Annotated in this window: 22 protein-coding genes; 11 read left to right on the plus strand and 11 right to left on the minus strand. The window is 67.0% G+C overall.

Annotation, left to right across the window (positions count from 1 at the left end):
* Entirely contained in the window at window positions 1–315 is a 315-nt protein-coding gene (gene flgM, locus HH212_RS13535; RefSeq protein WP_170202949.1) for a flagellar biosynthesis anti-sigma factor FlgM, read from the minus strand.
* A 159-nt stretch (window positions 316–474) separates the two neighbouring features.
* A complete protein-coding gene (gene flgA, locus HH212_RS13540) occupies window positions 475–1,191 on the minus strand; it encodes a flagellar basal body P-ring formation chaperone FlgA (protein WP_170202950.1) in 717 nt (238 codons plus the stop codon).
* 226 nt (window positions 1,192–1,417) lie between these two features.
* On the opposite strand from flgA, the gene flgB reads away from it, so the two are divergent.
* The 11 genes from flgB to flgL all read left to right on the plus strand — a co-directional run bounded on the left by flgB (window position 1,418) and on the right by flgL (window position 12,534).
* Window positions 1,418–1,840, plus strand: coding sequence for a flagellar basal body rod protein FlgB (flgB, locus tag HH212_RS13545; RefSeq protein ID WP_170202951.1), 423 nt, complete (start codon window positions 1,418–1,420; stop codon window positions 1,838–1,840).
* Window positions 1,841–1,842: 2 nt separating this feature from the next.
* The gene (flgC, locus tag HH212_RS13550; RefSeq protein ID WP_170202952.1) at window positions 1,843–2,244 is read left to right on the plus strand and encodes a flagellar basal body rod protein FlgC; all 402 of its coding nucleotides are present in this window, start codon (window positions 1,843–1,845) and stop codon (window positions 2,242–2,244) included.
* A 25-nt stretch (window positions 2,245–2,269) separates the two neighbouring features.
* Window positions 2,270–2,989 (plus strand): flagellar hook assembly protein FlgD, encoded by a 720-nt coding sequence (locus tag HH212_RS13555; protein ID WP_170202953.1) that lies wholly within the window; start codon window positions 2,270–2,272, stop codon window positions 2,987–2,989.
* A 42-nt stretch (window positions 2,990–3,031) separates the two neighbouring features.
* Window positions 3,032–4,558: a flagellar hook protein FlgE gene (locus HH212_RS13560; protein WP_170202954.1), complete on the plus strand. Its 1,527-nt coding sequence runs from the start codon at window positions 3,032–3,034 to the stop codon at window positions 4,556–4,558.
* 98 nt (window positions 4,559–4,656) lie between these two features.
* Window positions 4,657–5,397, plus strand: a complete 741-nt coding sequence (flgF, locus tag HH212_RS13565; RefSeq protein ID WP_170202955.1) for a flagellar basal-body rod protein FlgF — start codon at window positions 4,657–4,659, stop codon at window positions 5,395–5,397.
* A 67-nt stretch (window positions 5,398–5,464) separates the two neighbouring features.
* Window positions 5,465–6,247, plus strand: a complete 783-nt coding sequence (flgG, locus tag HH212_RS13570) for a flagellar basal-body rod protein FlgG (protein ID WP_170202956.1) — start codon at window positions 5,465–5,467, stop codon at window positions 6,245–6,247.
* Window positions 6,248–6,378: 131 nt separating this feature from the next.
* Entirely contained in the window at window positions 6,379–7,020 is a 642-nt protein-coding gene (locus tag HH212_RS13575) for a flagellar basal body L-ring protein FlgH (RefSeq protein ID WP_170205431.1), read from the plus strand.
* A 103-nt stretch (window positions 7,021–7,123) separates the two neighbouring features.
* Window positions 7,124–8,236 (plus strand): flagellar basal body P-ring protein FlgI, encoded by a 1,113-nt coding sequence (locus HH212_RS13580; RefSeq protein ID WP_170202957.1) that lies wholly within the window; start codon window positions 7,124–7,126, stop codon window positions 8,234–8,236.
* Between the two features lie 13 nt (window positions 8,237–8,249).
* Entirely contained in the window at window positions 8,250–9,248 is a 999-nt protein-coding gene (gene flgJ / locus HH212_RS13585) for a flagellar assembly peptidoglycan hydrolase FlgJ (protein WP_170202958.1), read from the plus strand.
* Between the two features lie 80 nt (window positions 9,249–9,328).
* A complete protein-coding gene (gene flgK / locus HH212_RS13590) occupies window positions 9,329–11,281 on the plus strand; it encodes a flagellar hook-associated protein FlgK (protein WP_170202959.1) in 1,953 nt (650 codons plus the stop codon).
* 23 nt (window positions 11,282–11,304) lie between these two features.
* Window positions 11,305–12,534 (plus strand): flagellar hook-associated protein FlgL, encoded by a 1,230-nt coding sequence (gene flgL, locus HH212_RS13595; protein ID WP_170202960.1) that lies wholly within the window; start codon window positions 11,305–11,307, stop codon window positions 12,532–12,534.
* A gap of 139 nt (window positions 12,535–12,673) precedes the next feature.
* Here flgL and fliR read toward each other — a convergent pair whose 3' ends face one another.
* The 9 genes from fliR to fliJ all read right to left on the minus strand — a co-directional run bounded on the left by fliR (window position 12,674) and on the right by fliJ (window position 19,674).
* Complete coding sequence (gene fliR / locus HH212_RS13600) at window positions 12,674–13,495, minus strand: flagellar biosynthetic protein FliR (RefSeq protein WP_170202961.1); 822 nt, start codon at window positions 13,493–13,495, stop codon at window positions 12,674–12,676.
* Complete coding sequence (fliQ, locus tag HH212_RS13605; RefSeq protein WP_170202962.1) at window positions 13,492–13,761, minus strand: flagellar biosynthesis protein FliQ; 270 nt, start codon at window positions 13,759–13,761, stop codon at window positions 13,492–13,494. The genes fliR and fliQ overlap by 4 nt, the downstream gene beginning before the upstream one ends.
* Before the next feature lie 8 nt (window positions 13,762–13,769).
* Window positions 13,770–14,510 (minus strand): flagellar type III secretion system pore protein FliP, encoded by a 741-nt coding sequence (fliP, locus tag HH212_RS13610; RefSeq protein WP_170202963.1) that lies wholly within the window; start codon window positions 14,508–14,510, stop codon window positions 13,770–13,772.
* Between the two features lie 29 nt (window positions 14,511–14,539).
* Window positions 14,540–15,496 (minus strand): flagellar biosynthetic protein FliO, encoded by a 957-nt coding sequence (gene fliO, locus HH212_RS27365; RefSeq protein ID WP_229217273.1) that lies wholly within the window; start codon window positions 15,494–15,496, stop codon window positions 14,540–14,542.
* Window positions 15,493–15,921: a flagellar motor switch protein FliN gene (gene fliN / locus HH212_RS13620; RefSeq protein WP_170202964.1), complete on the minus strand. Its 429-nt coding sequence runs from the start codon at window positions 15,919–15,921 to the stop codon at window positions 15,493–15,495. Before fliN ends, fliO begins: the two co-directional genes overlap by 4 nt.
* A 39-nt stretch (window positions 15,922–15,960) precedes the next feature.
* The gene (gene fliM, locus HH212_RS13625; RefSeq protein WP_170202965.1) at window positions 15,961–16,944 is read right to left on the minus strand and encodes a flagellar motor switch protein FliM; all 984 of its coding nucleotides are present in this window, start codon (window positions 16,942–16,944) and stop codon (window positions 15,961–15,963) included.
* Between the two features lie 28 nt (window positions 16,945–16,972).
* Window positions 16,973–17,494 (minus strand): flagellar basal body-associated protein FliL, encoded by a 522-nt coding sequence (fliL, locus tag HH212_RS13630; RefSeq protein WP_170202966.1) that lies wholly within the window; start codon window positions 17,492–17,494, stop codon window positions 16,973–16,975.
* A gap of 289 nt (window positions 17,495–17,783) precedes the next feature.
* Window positions 17,784–19,178: a flagellar hook-length control protein FliK gene (locus tag HH212_RS13635; protein ID WP_170202967.1), complete on the minus strand. Its 1,395-nt coding sequence runs from the start codon at window positions 19,176–19,178 to the stop codon at window positions 17,784–17,786.
* A 55-nt stretch (window positions 19,179–19,233) separates the two neighbouring features.
* Window positions 19,234–19,674, minus strand: coding sequence for a flagellar export protein FliJ (gene fliJ, locus HH212_RS13640; protein WP_170202968.1), 441 nt, complete (start codon window positions 19,672–19,674; stop codon window positions 19,234–19,236).
* Between the last annotated feature and the right edge of the window lie 13 nt (window positions 19,675–19,687).

Consider the following 19,687-nt stretch of genomic DNA (forward strand, 5'->3'; position numbering starts at 1 on the left):
CTATCGTTTGCGGGAATGCAGCAGGTCGCGCACTGTATCCAACAGGCCGTCCGCCACCTTCTCCGAATTTACCTGGAACTGGCCATCCGCGATGGCCGCCTTGATGCGCTCGACTTTCTTGGTGTCGAACACAGCGCTCGTACTGCCGGCCGACGCCAGCGCCTGGCCCTGCGAGGACAGGCGCACGGTCTCGGTCGCGGCGGCAGTACTCGTGGCCGCCGCCGCGGCCGTGGTGTCGGCGCTCTTGGCATTCGTGGCCGGCGTGGTAGTGGCCGGAATGCCTGCGTTGCCTTTGAGTGTATCGTTGATTTTCACAGCATCATCCTTCTCAGGTCGGAGCAGAAAGCCCGGGATCTGCCAAGGGTAACGGTCAGCCAACCAAAAACTTTAGCCGGGGGTTTTTCGAGACGTCAAGGATACCCCGACTTGGCCCGTCCTGCCTGTGCCGTAGAAAACGCCGTGTGAAAACCGTACCTAAAACGCCACCTCCACCATCCCGCCGGCCTTGGCCGTGCCGCTGATCACCGAGCCGCCCGGGGTGCGCACCTGCACCACCTGGCCTTCGCCGGCGTTGCCGATCGCCTTGCCTTCGGCCGACACCGAAAACCCGTTGCCGCTGGAGACCAGGCGCACCGCCTGGCCCTGCTGTACCACGGGCTTGCTGCGCAGCGTGTCCACGCGCAGCGGGGTGCCGGCCGCCAGCGAGACGGTGGGCGTGCGCCCGATCGCCTGCGCCATGTCGGTCAGGATGCCGGCCGGCATGGACGCGATGTCGCCCTGCACCAGCACCAGCTGGCCCTGCTCGATCGGCTGGCCCTGCGCCAGCGGCAGCGCCGCGGCCACGTACTCGGCCTTCACGCTGACCTGCGCCTGCACGAAGATGGTCCAGCTGGACGGCGCCGTGCAGCGGATGCCGACCGTGGTCTTGCCCCAGGCGCGCGCGCCCGGCTGCAAAAAGGCTTGCGGGTCCGGGCAGGCGGCCAGGGCGGTGCGGGCGTCGATGGCGCCCACCTTGACCGTGGCTTCGCCCGGCAGGCCGGCGCTTTGCGATTGCAGGAACTGTTCGGCCAGCGTGCGCAATTGCGCCACGTTCTGGCGCCCGGCGGCCGGCTGCGCCGACAGCGTTTGCGCCGCTGCCAGCGAACCCGTCAGGGCCGCAGCCGCCAGGGCGATCGAAAAAAGAAGTTTCATGGACAGGCGATGTCGTGAGCACGGAAGGATGACAGGCACCATCTTAGGTGCTTTGATTCCACAGTGAAACTTGGAATAGCCCGGTTTTGTGGTGCTTTATTGCCCTATTGGAAGATTGGGCCACATCGTAAGATGCATGCTGTCAACAACAGAAATTGCAGTGCGGAAATCAAGAGCGGCCAGTCGCCGCGCCTTCGCACCATTCATAGATAGGGCTCGACCTCACATGATCGGCAAACTCGACGACTACCTGCGGTTCAACGAAGCGGCCCTGAGCCTGCGTTCGCAGCGCCAGGAATTGCTGGCCTCGAACATCGCCAACGCCGACACGCCCAACTACAAGGCGCGCGACATCGATTTTTCCAGCGCGCTGCAGGGCGCCCTGGCGAGCGGCGGCCAAGCCGGCGGCGCCATGTCGGCCACGTCGGACAAGCATTTCGCCGGCGCCGCCGCCGACGGCAAGACGCTGGCCGACGGCACCCCGGTGCTGTACCGCACGATCACCCAGGGCGCGGTGGACGGCAATACGGTCGAGATGGATACCGAACGCACCCAGTTCGCCGACAACGGCCTGCGCTACGAAGCCGGCATCACGATGCTCAACCACCAGATCCGCGACCTCATCACCGCGATCCAGTCAGGAAGCTGATCATGTCCCTGTTCAATGTCTTCAACGTGGCCGGGTCGGCCATGACGGCCCAGTCGCAGCGCCTGAACACCACCGCCAGCAACCTGGCCAACGCCGACAGCGCCACCAGCGCCAGCGGCGAAGCCTACCGCGCCAAGCAGGTGGTGTTCGAGGCGGTGCCCGTCGAGGGCGGCTCCACCGCGGTCAAGGTGCGCGAAGTGGTCGAGGACCCGTCGCCGCTGAAGCAGGTGTACGACCCCAAGAATCCGCTGGCCGACGCCAAGGGCTACGTGTCGATGCCGAACGTGAACGTGGTCGACGAAATGGTCAACATGCTGTCGGCCTCGCGCTCCTACCAGACCAACGTCGAGACCATGAACGCGGCCAAGACCATGCTGCTCAAGACCCTCACCATCGGCCAATAAACCGTAACGCTCACCACGCCATCCCATGTCCACCGTAAATTCCACCACCGCCTCGACCGCGAACATCAACGACCTGATGTCGACCATGAACGCCAAGTCGGCCAGCAGCACCGGCACCGACAGCGTGCAGGCCGACACCGACAAGTTCATGACCCTGCTGGTCACGCAGCTGAAGAACCAGGATCCGCTGAACCCGCTCGACAACGCGCAAGTGACCAGCCAGCTGGCGCAGCTGCAGACCGTGACCGGCGTGAACAAGCTGAACGACACGCTGGAATCGCTCAAGGCCAGCTACCAGAGTTCGGAGTCGGTGCAGGCGACCAGCCTGATCGGCCATGGCGTGCTGGTCGAGGGCAGCAACGTGTCGCTCTCGAGCAGCAAGGGCATCCTCGGCGTCGAACTCGGCAGCGACGCCGACAGCGTGCAGGTGGCGATCAGCGACAGCAAGGGCAACGTGGTGCAGACCATGGACCTGGGCGCGCAAAAGGCCGGCATCCTGCCGCTGGCCTGGGACGGCGTGCCCGACGCCACCAACCTCGACAGCAGCGGCAAGGCGGTGACCCTGGCCGACGGCAGCTACACCTTCAGCGTGACCGCGACCCAGGGCGGCCAGAAACTGACCGATGCGAAAGGCCTGGCCTTCGACAGCGTCGCCAGCGTCACCACCAACGGCAGCAACGGCGTCAAGTTGAACCTGCCGAACAAGGGCGCGGTCACGCTGGCCGACGTCAAGCAGGTCCTGTAAGCCTTTTCATTTCAGAACACACCGTATTCACAGGAGCACGACATGTCTTTCCAACAGGGCCTGAGCGGCTTGAACGGCGCGGCGAAATCGCTGGACGTCATCGGTAACAACATCGCCAACGCCAGCACGGTCGGCTTCAAGGGCTCGACCACGCAGTTCGCCGACGTCTACGCGCGCTCGCTGAACGGCGCCGGCGGCAACACGGCCGGCATCGGCGTGAGCGTGGCGGCGATCGCCCAGCAGTTCACGCAGGGCAATATCGAGACCTCGAACAACCCGCTCGACATCGCCATCAACGGCGCCGGCTTCTTCCGCACCGAAGCCTCGGGCGTGGCCCAGTACAGCCGCAACGGCCAGTTCTCGCTGGACAAGAACGGCTACCTGGTGAATGCGCAGGGCGCCAACCTGACCGGCTACGGCGTCGGCACCACCAACCAGATCCTGGCCGGCGCGCCGTCGCCGCTGCAGATCAACACCAACGACCTGAAGCCGGTGGCCACCACCAAGGTCGACACCTCGATCAACCTGGATTCGCGCGCCGCCACGCCCACCAACTACCCGTTCAACGCCAACGACCCGACCACCTACAACAAGCAGACCCCGGTCAACGTCTACGACACGCTCGGCAATGCGCACGTGATGTCGATGTACTATGTCAAGACCGATGCCGGCACATGGGACGTCTACGTCGGCAGCGACGGCACCGAGATGACCGGCGCCAACGCCTCGGCCGCGGTGCAGCAGGACGCCGACAGCGTGGCCGCGCGCAGCGCCTGGAGCGCCGCCACCAAGGCTTCCCCGGCCGACGCCACCGCGGTGGCCAGTGCGCTGTCCGACTATGCCAGCAAGGCGTCCGCCGCGGTGGTCGCCGCCGCCACCAAGGCCGGCGCCAGCAGCGCCACCATCGACGCCATCAAGGCCGCGGCCGCCAGCGCCGGCAGCACCGCCGGCTACACGCCGGACCAGGTCGATGCCGACATCGCCGCCGCCGTCAACGTGCCGGCGGTCCCGGTCGGCACCCTGAAATTCGATTCGAACGGCGCGCTCTCGGCCGCGCTGATGTCGCCGCAGACGCTGCCGCTGACCGTGAATTTCCCGATCTATCCGGCCACCGGCTCCAAGGAAACGCTGCCGATCAAGCTGAACTTCACCGGCAGCACCCAGTACGGCGCCGACACCAGCGAAAAGAAGACCACCCAGGACGGCTACACCGCCGGCCACCTGCAGCGCTTCTCGGCCGGCGCCGACGGCATCATCCTGGGCCAGTACAGCAACGGCCAGAGCAAGCCGCTGGGCCAGATCGTGCTGGCCAACTTCACCAACCCGAACGGCCTGGAGCCGCTCGGCAACAACGCCTGGGCCGAGACCTCGTCCTCCGGCACCCCGACCGTCGGCACCCCCAACAGCGGCAGCCTGGGCGTGCTGCAATCGTCGGCCACGGAAAGCTCGAACGTCGACCTGACCGCCGAACTGGTCAACATGATTACCGCCCAGCGCGTGTACCAGGCCAATGCCCAGACCATCAAGACGCAGGATTCGGTCCTGCAGACCTTGGTCAACCTGCGCTAACGCAAACCGGGGTCAGAGCCCGGTTTTTGGAAATGGATAATGGGTAATTGCTCAAAATCGGGCTCTGACCCCGGTTTGATCGAGGACACGAGGACATCATGGATCGGTTGATTTATACGGCGGCCAGCGGCGCCAAGCATATCCTGGAGCAGCAGGCGACCACGTCGAACAATCTGGCCAACGTCAGCACCACGGGTTTCCGCGCCCAGCTCGACAGTTTTCGGGCGGTGCCGGTCCAGGGCGAAGGCTTGCCGACGCGCGCGTTCGTGGTCGACAACACGGTCGGCGCCGATTTTTCCTCGGGCGCGCTGCAGGTCACCGGGCGCGACCTCGACGTGGCGGTCAAGGGCAAGGGCTGGATTGCCGTGCAGATGGCGGACGGCACCGAGTCGTACACCCGCAACGGCGCGCTCGAAGTCGGTCCCAACGGCATCCTGCAGACGTCCAGCGGCCAGGCCGTCGCCGGCGAGAACGGGCCGATCACGATTCCGCCGGACGTGACCATCGCCGTGGGCGGCGACGGCACCGTGTCCACGCTGTCCACCACCACCACGCCGGCCGCGCCGACCGTGCTCGGCCGTATCAAACTGGTGAATCCGGACGAGGCCGGTCTGGTGCGCGGCGACGACGGCCTGTTCCGCCTGAAGGACGGCACCAGCGCCCAGGCCGACCCGGCGGTGACCGTGGCCGGCGGCGCGCTGGAGGGCAGCAACGTGTCGGCCATGGACGCCATGGTGAACATGATCTCGCTGGCGCGTTCCTTCGAAACACAGATGAGCCTGATGAAGAACGCCGAGAATAACGCGGCGAAAGCCACCCAGATCCTGGCTTTGACTTAGTTGCCGGTGGGACATAATTACATGGTGGGTGACGGCATGGGTTCGTCATCTCTTGGAGACCACCACCATGATCCGTTCCCTGTTCATCGCAAAAACCGGCCTCGAGGCGCAGCAGACCAACCTCGACGTCATCACCAACAACCTCGCCAACGTCAGCACCAACGGCTTCAAGAAGTCGCGCGCCGTGTTCGAGGATTTGCTGTACCAGAACGTGCGCCAGCCCGGCGCCCAGTCCTCGCAACAGACGCAGTTGCCGTCCGGCCTGCAGATCGGCAGCGGTACCCGCACCGTCGCCACCGAGCGCATCCACACGCAAGGTAACCCGCAGCAGACCGGCAACTCGAAGGACGTGATGGTCAACGGCTCCGGTTTCTTCCAGGTGCTGCTGCCGGACGGCACCCAAGCCTACACCCGCGACGGCTCGTTCCAGACCGATTCCAACGGCCAGCTGGTCACTTCCAGCGGCTACGTGCTGCAGCCGCCGATCACGGTGCCGAACAATGCGCTGTCGATGACGGTCGGGCGCGACGGCACGGTGTCCGTGACCACCCCCGGCACCGCGGCGCCGACCCAGATCGGCTCGATCCAGCTGTCCAACTTCATCAACCCGGCCGGCCTGGAATCGCGCGGCGAGAACCTGTACGTCGAGACCGGCGCCTCGGGCACCGCCAACACCAGCACCCCGGGCACCAACGGCACCGGCGTGCTGTTGCAGGGCTACGTCGAAACCTCGAACGTCAACGTGGTCGAGGAGATGGTCAACATGATCCAGACGCAGCGCGCGTACGAGATCAACAGCAAGGCTGTCACCACGTCCGACCAGATGCTGCAGAAGCTGACCCAATTGTGAAAAACAGGGTGGATACGATGCGTATTGTTGACGGTGCAGGTACTGCACGCTCGGTATGGGTCCCCGCCTGCGCGGGGACGACGGGGACGGTGGCCGAAAGGATCGGCGCCGTGATGGCGGTGCGCGCCACGATGGCGGCCGCGCTGGCGGCGCTGCTGGCGCTGGCCGGCTGCGCCAGCACGCCGTCGTCGATCGTCAAGCAGCCGACCTCGGTGCGGCCGATGCTGGCCGATGCCGGCGCGCCCAGCGAAGGCGCGATCTACAACGCGAATACCTTCCGTCCGATGTTCGAGGACCGCCGCGCGCGCCACATCGGCGACGTGCTGACCGTCAGCATCAGCGAGAAGACGCAGGCCAACAAGAGCGGCGCCAGCAGCGGCAACAAGTCGGGCAGCGTCGACTTCAAGGTGCCGGGCCCGCTGCAGGGCAAGATCGGCGCCAGCCTGGCCACCAGCTCGAGTTCCAAGTTCGCCGACGGCGACACCCAGACCGCCTCCAACGCCTTTACCGGCACGATCGGCGTGACCGTCTCCGAGGTGCTGCCGAACGGGAACCTGATCGTGGTCGGCGAGAAGCAGATCGCCATGAACAAGGGCGTCGAATTCATCCGCTTCTCGGGCATGGTCAACCCGGACACGATCCAGCCGGGCAACACCGTGTCCTCGACCGTGGTCGCCGACGCCCGCGTCGAGTACCGCACCAACAGCCAGATCGACCGCGCCGAAATGACCGCGATGATGTCGCGTTTCTTCCAGTCGCTGCTGCCGTTTTGATAATTCGGGGTCAGAGCACAATCGAGATTTTGCTCTGACCCCAAATTAACTCCGAACGATGATTCTGCTCTGACCCCGAATTGACCTGAACGATACGACCATCATGCGCACGAACCTGAAACTGATCGCCCTCTGCACCGCCCTGCTGGCCCCGCTCGCGGCCGGCACTGCCCACGCCGAACGCCTGAAGGACCTGGCCAGCATCGGCGGCGTGCGCCAGAACCAGTTGTCCGGCTACGGCATCGTGGTCGGCCTGGACGGCACCGGCGACCAGACCACCCAGACCCCGTTCACCGTCCAGTCGATCACGGCGATGCTGCAGCAGAAGGGCGTCAGCCTGCCGCAGGGCACCCAGCTGCAATTGAAGAACGTGGCGGCGGTGATGGTCACGACTTCGCTGCCGGCCTTTGCCCAGCCGGGCCAGACGCTCGACATCACGGTGTCCTCGATGGGCAATGCGAAAAGCCTGCGCGGCGGCACGCTCCTGATGACGCCGCTGCAGGGCGCCGACGGCCAGGTGTATGCCATGGCGCAAGGCAACGTGCTGGTCGGCGGCGCCGGCGCCCAGGGCGGCGGCGCCTCGGTGCAGGTGAACCAGCTGTCGGTCGGGCGCATCTCGGCCGGCGCCACGGTGGAGCGCGCGGTCGCTTCCACGCTGGGCGCCGACAACCAGATCAAGCTGGAACTGAACAGCACCGACTTCGCCACCGCCAGCCGCGTGGTGGAAGCGGTCAACGACAAGTTCGGCCCCGGCATCGCCACCGCGCTCGACGGCCGCGTGATCCGCGTGCGCGTGCCCTCGTCGAGCGACCAGCGCGTCGCCTTCCTGGGCGTGCTGGAAAACATGGACGTCAAGCCGGCCGAAGCCGCCGCCAGGATCATCCTGAATGCGCGCACCGGTTCCGTCGTGATGAACCGCGCCGTCACGCTCGACACCTGCGCCATCTCGCACGGCAATTTGTCGGTGTCGGTCGGCGCCGACACCCAGGTCAGCCAGCCCCCGGCCGGCTCGCGCGGCGCCACGGTGGTCACCCAGAACCCGCAGGTGGCGCTCAAGAAGGATGGCGGCAAGGTCATCATGTTGAACGGCGGCGCCTCGCTGGCCGAAGTGGTCAAGGCGATGAACGCGATCGGCGCCACCCCGCAGGACTTGCTGGCGATCCTGCAGGCGCTCAAGGCGGCCGGTTCGCTGCGCGCCGAACTCGAAATCATCTGACAAGGAATCCGCCATGCTCGCCTCGACCCAAGACCTGTCCGGCAAGTTCGCCCTCGATACCAACAGCCTCGGCGACCTGAAGCAGTCGGCCAAGTCCGGCTCGGCCGAATCGCTGCGCGGCGCGGCCACGCAGTTCGAGTCGATGTTCATCAACATGATGATGAAGAGCATGCGCGACGCCACGCCGCAGGACGGCATGATGGACAGCCAGGACACCAAGACCTTCACCAGCATGCTGGACCAGCAGATGAGCCAGAAGCTGGCCAAGCGCGGCATCGGCCTGGCCGACGTGCTGGTGCGCCAGCTGGGCGCGCAGCAGGCCGGCCAGCAGACCGCGCAGGAACTCAGCCAGCAGGCGCTGGCGATCGGCGCCGACGGCGCTGCCGGCGGCGGCGCCACCACCGGCAGCGCCGCCAGCGGCAGCCTGGACGCGCTGCGCCTGCTGCGCACGCTCGACACGATGTCCACCGACAGCGCCGCCAGCGCGGTCGCCAAGGGCGCGGGCAGCGCGGCGGGCGCATCGAGCGCATCGAGCAGCGCGAACGCCGCCAAGCCGGCCCACGTGCGCGAGTTCCAGGACAAGATGGCCGACGGCGCCGCCCAGGCCGAGGCGGCCACCGGCGTGCCGGCCAAATTCATGCTGGGCCAGGCCGCGCTGGAAACCGGCTGGGGCAAGCGCGTGATCCGCAACAGCGACGGCAGCTCCAGCAACAACCTGTTCGGCATCAAGGCCGGCCCGGGCTGGAAAGGCAAGGTCGCCACCGCCGTCACCACCGAATACGTGAACGGCAAGCCGCACGCCAAGGTCGAGAAGTTCCGTTCCTACGACAGCCCGGCGGAGGCGTTCAAGGATTACGCCAGCGTCATCAGCAACAACCCGCGCTACGAAAAGGTGCTGGCCCACGGCGGCGACGCCACCGCCTTCGCCCACGGCCTGCAGCGCGCCGGCTACGCCACCGACCCGCAGTACGCGGCCAAGCTGTCGCGCATCATCAAGCATTCGCTGGCATGATGTGCGGGTGCCAGGCGCGGCGCGGTCAAGTTTCGGCGCGGCTTGCCGATAATGACATAGAAAAACCAAGGTAGCCCCACATGTCCCTCCTCAGCATCGGCAAATCCGGCCTGTTCGCGGCCCAGGCGGCGCTCTCGACAACCGGCCACAACATCACCAACGCCAACGTGGCCGGCTACAGCCGCCAGGGCGTGGTGCAGTCGACGTCGACGGCGATGGGCGGCACCAACGGCTACATCGGCACCGGCACGCAGATCGCCCAGGTCAAGCGCTACTCGGACGATTTCCTGAACGCGCAGGTGCGCACCGCCCAGTCCGCGACCAGCGGCCTGGAGGCCTACCAGGCGCAAGTGTCGCAGGTCGACAACCTGCTGGCCGACACCACCTCCGGCCTGTCGCCGGCGCTGCAGGACTTTTTCTCCGCGGTGCAGAACCTGACCGGCGACAGCGCCGGCGTGCCCTCGCGCGCGGCGATGCTGTCCTCGGCCGAGACGCTGGCGTCGCGCTTCCAGTCGATGAACGGCCGCCTGGAAGAAATCCGCAAGGGCGTCAACACCCAGATCAGCTCGAGCGTGGACAGCATCAACAGCTACGCCAGCCAGATCGCCAGCCTGAACGACCAGATCGGCAAGCTGTCCTCGAGCGACAGCCTGAACCTGCCGAACGACCTGCTGGACCAGCGCGACCAGCTGATCATGGACCTGAACAAGCAGGTCAAGGCCACCGTGGTGGCCGGCGACAACAACAGCCTGACGGTGTCGATCGGCAGCGGCCAGCCGCTGGTGGTGGGCTCGCAATCGTTCCAGCTGGCCGCGACCGGCTCGCCGACCGACCAGACCCGCGTCACGGTCGGCTACGTCACCAACAACAAGGTGACGCCGATCGCCGACAATGCCCTCACCGGCGGCGAACTGGGCGGCGCGCTGGAATTCCGCACCAAGTCGCTCGACACGGCGCAGAACGCGATGGGCCGCATCGCCATCGGCCTGGCCCAGACCCTGAACGACCAGCACCACCTGGGCCTGGACGCCAACGGCAATCCGGGCGGCGACTTCTTCAGCGTGGCGCCGGCCGACGTCACCAAGAACGTCAACAACAACATCACCAGCACCACCGCCATCACGGCCACCGTCAGCGATGCTACCCAGCTGACCACCAGCGACTACAAGGTCGATTTCGACGGCGCCAACTACAACGTGACGCGCCTGTCGGACAACAAGAAGACGGTCATCTCGCCGTTCCCGCAGACCACGCCGCAGACCATCGACGGCCTCGATTTCGCGGTCAGCGGCAAGGCCGACGCCGGCGACAACTTCCTGGTGCGCCCGACCATCAACGGCGCCGCCAACTTCAAGGTGGCGCTCACCGACCAGTCGCAGATCGCGGCGGCCACGCCGATCGCCACCAGCGTCCCGCTGACCAATACCGGCACCGCCAAGATCAGCGCCGGCACGGTCGACAAGAACTACCTGGCGGCGCCGCTGACCTCCGCCGTCAACGTCAGCTACGACGGCGGCACCAAGTCGCTGTCGGGCTTCCCGGCGGGCCAGTCGGTGTCGGTCACCACCACCGGCGGCGTCACCACTGCCTACGCGGCCGGCACCGCGGTGCCGTTCTCGGACGGCGCCAGCTACACGGTGGGCGGCATGAGCTTCACCCTGAGCGGCGTGCCGGGCAACGGCGACACCTACACCATCGCCCCCAACAGCGGCACCGGCGACACCCGCAACGCCGGCCTGATCGGCCAGCTGCAATCGAAGAAGATCCTCGACAACGGCAGCGCCAGCTACCAGTCGGCGTATGCGCGCCTGGTCAGCGACGTCGGCAACAAGACGCGCGAGGTGCAGGCCAACGCCGACGCCGGCGCCGCCCAGTTGGCGCAGGCGCAGACCGCCGCCAACAACGTCTCCGGCGTCAACCTGGACGAGGAGGCGGCCAACCTGCTCAAGTACCAGCAGGCCTACCAGGCCGCCGGCAAGGTGATGCAGATCGCCGATACCCTGTTCGACACGCTGCTGTCGATCGGCCATTGAGTCGCCACTGAAAGGAACAGGCCATGTCCATCCGCATCAGCACCAACGCCATCTTCGAAGCCGGCACCAGCCAGATCAACACGCTGCAGAGCCAGATCGCCAAGACCCAGATGCAGCTGTCGACCAACAAGCGCATGCTGTCGGCCGCGGACGACCCGATCGCCTCGGCCAAGGCGCTGGAGCTGACCCAGTCGCAGTCGATGAACACCCAGTTCGGCACCAACCGCAGCAATGCCAAGACCTCGCTGTCGCTGGTCGACCAGTCGATGCAGGACGTCAGCGCCCAGATCACCTCGATCCAGAGCCTGATCGTCACCGCCGGCAACGGCGGCTATTCGGCCAGCGACCGCGAGGCGCTTGCCACCGAACTGCAGGGCCGCCTGACCGACCTGATCGGCCTGGCCAATACCTCGGACGGCACCGGCGGCTACCTGTATTCGGGCTACAAGACCGGCACCCAGCCGTACGTCCAGACCCCGACCGGCGCCACCTACCAGGGCGACCAGGGCCAGCGCAACCTGCAGGTCGGCACCTCGCGCTCGATGTCGGTCAGCGAGAACGGCAGCGCGATCTTCGACGCCATCCCGACCGGCAACGGCAAGTTCACCACCACCGCGGCCGCCGCCAACACCGGCTCCGGCATCATCGCTCCCGGCACCGTGACCGACAGCAGCAAGCTGACCGGCCACGATTACGCGGTCGCCTTCAGCGTGAGCGGCACGCCGGCCGTCACCACCTACAGCGTGTCCGACAACAGCACCTCGCCGGCCACCGCCGTGCTGGCGAACCAACCGTACAAGGAAGGCACCGCGATCGCCTTCGACGGCGTCTCGTTCGACGTCAAGGGCGCGCCGGCCGACGGCGACAGTTTTACCGTGGCGCCGAGCCAGAAGCAGTCGGTGTTCACCACGCTGACCAACCTGATCTCGACCCTGCGCACCTCGGCCGACGGCTCGACCGGCAAGGCGGCCCTGGCCAACGGCCTGGCCAGCGCCGGCGCCAACATGAAGAACGCGCTCGACAACGTGCTCACGGTGCAGGCCTCGGTGGGCGCGCGCCTGAAGGAAGTCGACAACCTGGACAGCACCGGCGACGACCTCAACGTGCAGTACCAGACCACGCTGAGCGGCCTGCAGGACCTCGACATGGTCAAGGCGATCTCGCTGTTCTCGCAGCAGCAGACCACGCTGCAGGCGGCCCAGGTCTCGTTCAAGACCATGTCCGGCCTGTCCCTGTTCAATTACATCTCCTGACGTCGTTAATTCGGGGTCAGAGCAGAATCGAGCGGCAATTCATTCGTTTCAATGGTTCGGGGTCAGAGCAGATTCTCGAGAATCTGCTCTGACCCCGAATTTTTTCGTCATTGTGCTCTGACCCCGATTTTGCTGCGGCCTAACGCGAGTTGGTGATGGGAGCGGCCGGCGGCGGGCGCTGGCCGCCGGTGCGCGGAATGCGGCGGCTGGCTTCGATGCCCTGGTTGAACAGGTTCTGCAGCGGCGTGCCGAGGTAGGGCAGCGTCAGGCTGATGACCAGGAAGCCGGCGCCCAGCGTGATCGGGAAGCCGATACCGAACAGGTTCAGTTGCGGCGCCGCGCGCGTCAGGATCGCCAGCGCGATGTTGGTGACCAGCAGGGCGGCGACGATCGGCAGCGACAATTGCAGCCCGGCCGAGAAGATGCGCCCGCCCCAGCGCACCATTTCCAGCGGCGCCGCCAGCGACATCGGGGCGGCCGAGATCGGCAGGGTGAAGAAGCTCTCGACCAGCGCCTCGATCAGCACCAGATGGGCGTTGAGCGCCAGGAAGGCCATGGTCGCGACCAGCGCCAGGAACTGGCTGATGGCCGAGGTGCGGCCGGCCGAGCCGGGATCGAAGAAGGTGGCGAAGCCCAGGCCCATGGTCGAGCTGGCGAGCTCGCCGGCGAACTCGACGGCGGCGAACACCAGGCGCATGGCGAAGCCCATAGCGCTGCCGATCAAGAGTTCCTGGCCCAGGATCAGGAGGCCGGCCCAGGATGTCGGATCGACCGCCGGTGGCGAAGGGATGGTGGGCGCGACGATGGCGGCCAGCAGCACGCCCAGCGTCAGCTTGATCAGCTGCGGCACGCCGGTATTGCCGAACACCGGCGCCGCCGCCAGCAGGCCGAGGATGCGCGTCAGCGGCCACAGCAGTCCGCCGATCCAGGCATACAGCTCGGTGGTGGTGAACGAGATCACCCGATCAACTGCGGAATCCCGCCGAACACGCTGCGCATGTAATCGGTCATCACCCCCAGCATCCACGGCCCCGCCAGCACCAGCGCCACGAAGATGCCGACCAGCTTCGGGATGAACGACAGGGTCTGCTCGTTGATCTGGGTGGCGGCCTGGAAGATGCTGACGATCAGGCCGATGATCAGCGCCACCAGCAGCAGCGGCGCCGACACCATCAAAGTGACTTCCAGGGCCGTGCGGCCCATCGCGATGACGCTTTCCGGGGTCATGTGCTTCCTTAGTAAAAACTCTGGGACAGCGACCCCAGCAGCAACTGCCAGCCGTCGACCAGCACGAACAGCATCAGCTTGAACGGCAGCGAGATCACCGCCGGCGACATCATCATCATGCCCATCGACATCAGCACCGAGGCCACCACCATGTCGATGATCAGGAACGGGATGAAGATGGCGAAGCCGATCTGGAACGCCGTCTTCAGTTCGCTGGTGATGAAGGCCGGGATCAGCACGCGCAGCGGCACCTCTTCCGGTCCCTGCAGCGCCGGCGTGCGCGAGATCTTGACGAACAGCGCCAGGTCGGACTGGCGCGTCTGCTTCAGCATGAAACCTTTCAGCGGCGCCGCCGCCTTGTCCATCGCGTCGCCCATCTGGACCTGGTTGTTCTGCAGCGGCAGGTAGGCCTCGTTGTAGATGCGGTCGAAGGTCGGCCCCATCACGAACAGCGTCAGGAACAGCGCCAGCCCGACCATGACCTGGTTGGGCGGCGCGGTCTGGGTGCCGATCGCCTGGCGCAGCAGCGACAGCACGATGATGATGCGGGTGAAGCTGGTCATCATCAAGAGCGCCGCCGGGATGAAGGTCAGCGCCGTCATCAAGAGCAGCGTCTGCACCGGCAGCGAGTAGGCGGTGCCGCCGCCGGGCGCCGGGCTGGTGGTAAAGGCGGGAATGGCGGGGGCCGCGGCCGCTGCCAGCGGCAGGGCCAGCAGGCCGGCCGCCAGCAGGAAGGTCTGTTTGCGCATCGGAGGACTGGCTTCTTCTACGAGAGTGCTTATTTGCGTTTGTCGATGGTCTGCTTCAGCCAGTCGGCGAAGCTGGCGGCGGACGGCGTGTGCGGCGCCAGCACCGCGCCGTCATTGGCGTTGGCGTTCGCGCCGGTATTTGCCTGCGCACCGTCCGGCTTGGGCATGGTGGCCAGGCCGTTGACGCGGCCGGGCGAGGCGCCCACCACGATCCACTGGTTGCCGACTTCGACCACCATCAGGCGTTCGCGCCCGCCCAGGTTGAGCGAGCCGACCACGCGCAGGCTGGCGTTGCCGCCGCCGGCCTTGGGACCGTAGCGCTTCAGGAACCAGGCCAGCGCGGCGAGCACGGCCAGCACCGCGACCAGGGCGAACAGGGTCTGCAGCAGGCTGCCGGTGGCGGGTCCGGATTGCATCGGCTGCACCGGTGGCGGCAGCGCGACCGGGCCGCGATCGGCCGGGCCGCGATCGGCCGGGCCGGCGGCCGCGGAACCCGGTGCGCTGGACAGCACGCCCGGGTTCGCCGGCGCGTCCTGCAGCGGGGTGCTGCCCAGCGGCGCCGGTTCCGTGTTCGTGGCCGTGGCGCCGGCGGCCGGGCTGCTGCCGACGCGTCCGGCCTGTCCGTTGGCGGCGGCAAGCGCGCCGGCGCCACCGTCGGTGCGACCGGTAGCGGGCGAGTTGGCCGCCGAGCTCGCCGGCGTGGCCGCCTGCGCTGCCCCTCGCGTACGCTGGTCCGGATTGTGCGTGGCGCCGGCCGGCTGTCCAGTGGCCGCCGATGGCGCGGGGCGGACGGTTTGCGCCGTGCCGGCAGCCGGCGCACCTGCCGCGGACACGGCGCCGCCGGCCTGCGCATCCGCCGCCGCCGGCATGGCCACCGCCTGCTGCGCCTGCATCCCCGCCGCGCCGTCGGCCCGTCCGTCCGGCTGCGCCGCGCAGGCGGCCAGCGGCAACGCCACGGCCAGGACGGTCAGCAGGCGCGCCATCATTTGTTGAGTTTGCGGATGCGTTCCGACGGCGTGATGATGTCGGTGAGGCGGATGCCGAACTTGTCGTTCACCACCACCACCTCGCCCTGGGCGATCAGGCAGCCGTTGACCAGCACGTCCATCGGCTCGCCCGCCATGCCGTCCAGCTCCACCACCGAACCCTGCGCCAGCTGCAGCAGGTTCTTGATGGCGATCTTGGTGCGGCCCAGTTCCACCGTCAGCTGCACCGGGATGTCGAGGATGAAGTCGATGTCGTTGGGCGTGTCCGGACGCGGTCCCTTGTTCGAGAAATCCTGGAACACGGCGGCCGTGGGCGCCGCCTGCGCCTGGCTGGCCAGCGCGGCCGCTTCGGCGGCGGCCTGCTCGGCGATCGCCGCACCCCAATCGTCGTCGAGGCTTGCTTGGTCGTCTTGGGTGTCGGACATGTGCTTCTCTCCTGGTCTGCTGCTGATTGCTTTACCGATTTACTTGCTGAAGGTTTCGCTGTTGGCCAGCAACTTTTCGACCTTCAATGCGTACTGCCCGCTGAACACGCCGTAGCTGCAATCCATCACCGGCACGCCGTCCACGGTGGCCTGGATGTTCTCCGGCACCGAGATCGGGATCACGTCGCCGATCTTCATGTTCAGGATTTCGTCGAAATTCGCCTTGCCGTGGCCCAGCACCGCCACCAGCTCCACCTCGGCCACCTGGATCTGCTGGGTCAGCAGGCGGATCCAGCGCTTGTCCACTTCCAGCGCCTCGCCCTGGATGCTGGACGTCAGCGCGTCGCGGATCGGCTCGATCATCGAGTACGGCATGCAGAAGTGGATCTGGCCCGACACCGAACCGAGTTCGATGGTGAAGGTGGACGATACCACGACTTCATTCGGGGTGGCGATGTTGGCGAACTGGGTGTTCATCTCCGAGCGGATGTACTCGAATTCGATCGGGTACACCGGTTCCCACGACTTGGCGTAGGCCTCGAACACGATGTCCAGGATGCGCATGATGATGCGCTGCTCGGTCTGGGTAAAGTCGCGGCCTTCCACGCGCGTGTGGAAGCGGCCGTCGCCGCCGAACAGGTTGTCCACCAGCAGGAACACCAGGCCCGGGTCGAACACCATCAGCGCGGTGCCGCGCAGCGGCTTCATGTGGATCAGGTTGAGGTTGGTCGGCACCACCAGGTTGCGGATGAATTCGCTGTACTTGGAGACGCGCACCGAGCCCACCGACACTTCGGCGCTGCGGCGCAGGAAGTTGAACAGGCCGACCCGCAGGTAGCGGGCGAAGCGCTCGTTGATGATCTCGAGCGTCGGCATGCGGCCGCGCACGATGCGCTCCTGCGTCGCTAGGTTGTAGGTGCGGACGCCCGAGGTGTCTTCCGGCGCCGCGACGTCGTCCTGGTCGCCGTTGACGCCCTTCAGGAGGGCATCGACTTCTTCCTGCGAAAGAAAATTATCGGCCATGGTGCTCTACCGGGTGCGCGTTGATGCTTTATTGGATGATAAACGAAGTAAACAGGACGTCCGACACTTCCTGCTCGTCGCCGTGCGCGGCGAACGGTTCCTTGACCGCGGCCAGGATCTCGCCGGCCAGCTGCTGCTTGCCTTCCACGCTGCTGATCTCGGACGCCTTCTTGCCCGACAACAGCAGCAGCACGCGGCTGCGCACCTTGGCCATGTTGGTCTTGATCAGCTCGGACTGTTCGGGGCCGTCGACTTCCAGCGTGAACGCCACCTGCAGGTACTGGTCGCCGTTTTCCGGCTGCAGGTTGACGGTGAACGGCTCGATTGCCAGGTATTCCGGCGGATGCTCGTCCTTCTTCTTTTTCTTGGCGCTCTTTTCCTTCTTGGGCGCCTCGGCTTCCTCGGCATGGGCGTCGGCGTTGCCGTGCAAGAAATACCAGGCCGCACCGCCGCCCGCGCCCAGCAGGATCACCACGGCGAGGATGATGATGATCAGCTTGCTCTTGCCGCCGGCTGCCGGTGCTGCGTCCGCTTTGGGATCGGCTTTCATGTTTGGGTTCGCTTTCAAGTTGCTTCGGTCCGCCGCGAGGCGCTGGTGGTTGATTCCGTGATTATGTCATTATCGGAAAAAAGTGCGCAGCGGCAACGATCGAAAAGAGGGGAGAAGGGGCGTCAACTCGTTGTTTCCCGGTATGTTCGATGACATCGTGGAAACACATCGCGGATCAGGGCGTTGCATGACCGCTACGCAGGGTGGACGGCGCCATCCAGATGGTTGCATCGACGTCACGCAGATGCCGTCCACGCCACTCCCCGATGCGCCGGCGCAATCAAATCGTTCATGCGAACGTATCGACCATGCCCCGATCGCCCAGCATGACGGTGCGCGCCACCGGCCGCGCGCCGGCGTCGCCCGCCGCACCGATGCCGTCGTCGCGTCCCGACCCGCGCCCGTCGCCGCCGCGCTCCGACCCGTCCTGCGCCTGGCGTCCGTCCGGCATGCCGGCGTTGACGCTGGCGTTGCCCAGCGCGATGCCGCTCTCGCTCATCATCTCGCGCAGGCGCGGCAGGGCGTTTTCCAGCGCCTGGCGTACTTCCAGCTGGTTCGAGGAGAAGGTCACGCTGGTCTGGTCGTTGCTGACCGACAGCACCACCTGCATCGGGCCGAGGTCCGGCGGATTCAGGGTCAGCGATGCGGTCTGCTCCTCGCTGCCGACCATGTAGACGATCTTCTGGCCGACCTGGTTGTCCCATTGCGAGGTGCCGACGCGGGCGCTGAGGCGGTCGCCCGCCGCGGCGGCGGCCTGGGCGGCTTCCAGCACGGCCGGCTGGGCCTGGGCCACGGCCGCCAGTGCGGCGGCCTGCGGCTGGACGGCGCCCTGCGCGCTGTCGCGCATCTGCTGCAGCAGCGCGTCGGCGTTGTCGGCCGGCGCCTTGAGCACGGCGCGCACCGCGCCGCCGGCCGGGGCCGCGCCCGGATCGGTGGCGGATGCGCCGGCTGCGGCGGCGCCCGCAGCCGCGCCGACGCCGCCATCGGCTGCCAGCGCGGCGCCGGCCAGGCCGGCATCCTGGCCGGCGGCGCCGAGGGCCGTGGCGCCGGCGCCCGCTGCGGCAGCGGAGGTGGTTCCTGCGCCATCCTTGGCGACCGATTTCATCGCCGCCTGCAGCGCCGCCAACTGGGTATCGCTGCGCCGTGTCTTGCCGTTGCCGCCGCCGAGCGCATCGAAGGCTTGCGCGGCGGCGTTCTTTCCTTTCGTCGCGGAAGCGGCGCCGTCCTGGGCCGGCTGCTGCAGGCTGGCCATCAGGGCCAGCAGCGCCGCCGCCGGATCGGCGGCCGCCTGCGTCGCCGGTTCATCGCTCTTGCTCGCATCGGCTGCCTGCGACCCGTCCTTGGCGGCGTCGCCGTCGACGAGTTTGCCGCCGGCTTGCGCCTGCTCCGCGGACGCCGGCGTGGCCTGGTCGACCGCGCTGGCCTGCGCCGATGCCTGCGTTTCGTCGGCGCCCTGCGACGGCGACGCCTCGTGCGTCTGTCCCGGTCCCGCCTTGACCGGCGCCGGCGCGGGTGCTGAAACAGGCGCGGGAGAGGGCGCCGGCGCCTGGCGCTGCGCCAGCTCGTTCGACAGCATGGCGCCGAACCGGCCGGCATCGCCGTTCATGGAGGGCGACGCGCTGCGCGCGGCCTGGCCGGCGTTCGCGGCGGCGGTGGACGGAAGCGGGAGATTAATGGTCTGCATGATCGCGATCGTGAAAGGGACGCAAGGGGTTAATCGGTGTCGAATCCGGCGGCGTTCAGCGCTGGCGCCGCGCCGTGCGCGCCGCGTGGTCGTCCATCATCTTCTGGTCGCGCTTGCTTTCCAGCGCCAGCGCCTGGGCGGCGGCGCGCTCGCTCAGGGTGCGGTAGGACAGGCGCTTGCGCTCGCTTTCCTGCCATGCCTTCCTTTCCATCTCGGCCTTGTATTCGGCATGCTTGATCACATCGCGCTGGCCGTTCAGGGCGTTTTCCAGCTTGCCCAGGAAGGCCACGAAATTGTGGTACGCGAACGGCGTGATGCCGTTCTGCTGGGCGGCGTCGAGCTTGCCGGCGTAGTCGTCGCGGTAGCCGAGCAGCATCTGCAGCTTCTGTTCGGCGTCCTCGACCGCCTTCAGCGCGGCGCCCAGGCGCTTGGCGCGGTCGTCGGATTCGCGCTGGGCGAGGTCGATCAGGGTATCGAGTGCGGATTGGTTGGCCATGGTGAATCAAAGT

Origin of the sequence: Massilia forsythiae (assembly GCF_012849555.1) — a bacterium.
In the GTDB taxonomy this organism is placed as follows: domain Bacteria; phylum Pseudomonadota; class Gammaproteobacteria; order Burkholderiales; family Burkholderiaceae_D; genus Telluria; species Telluria forsythiae.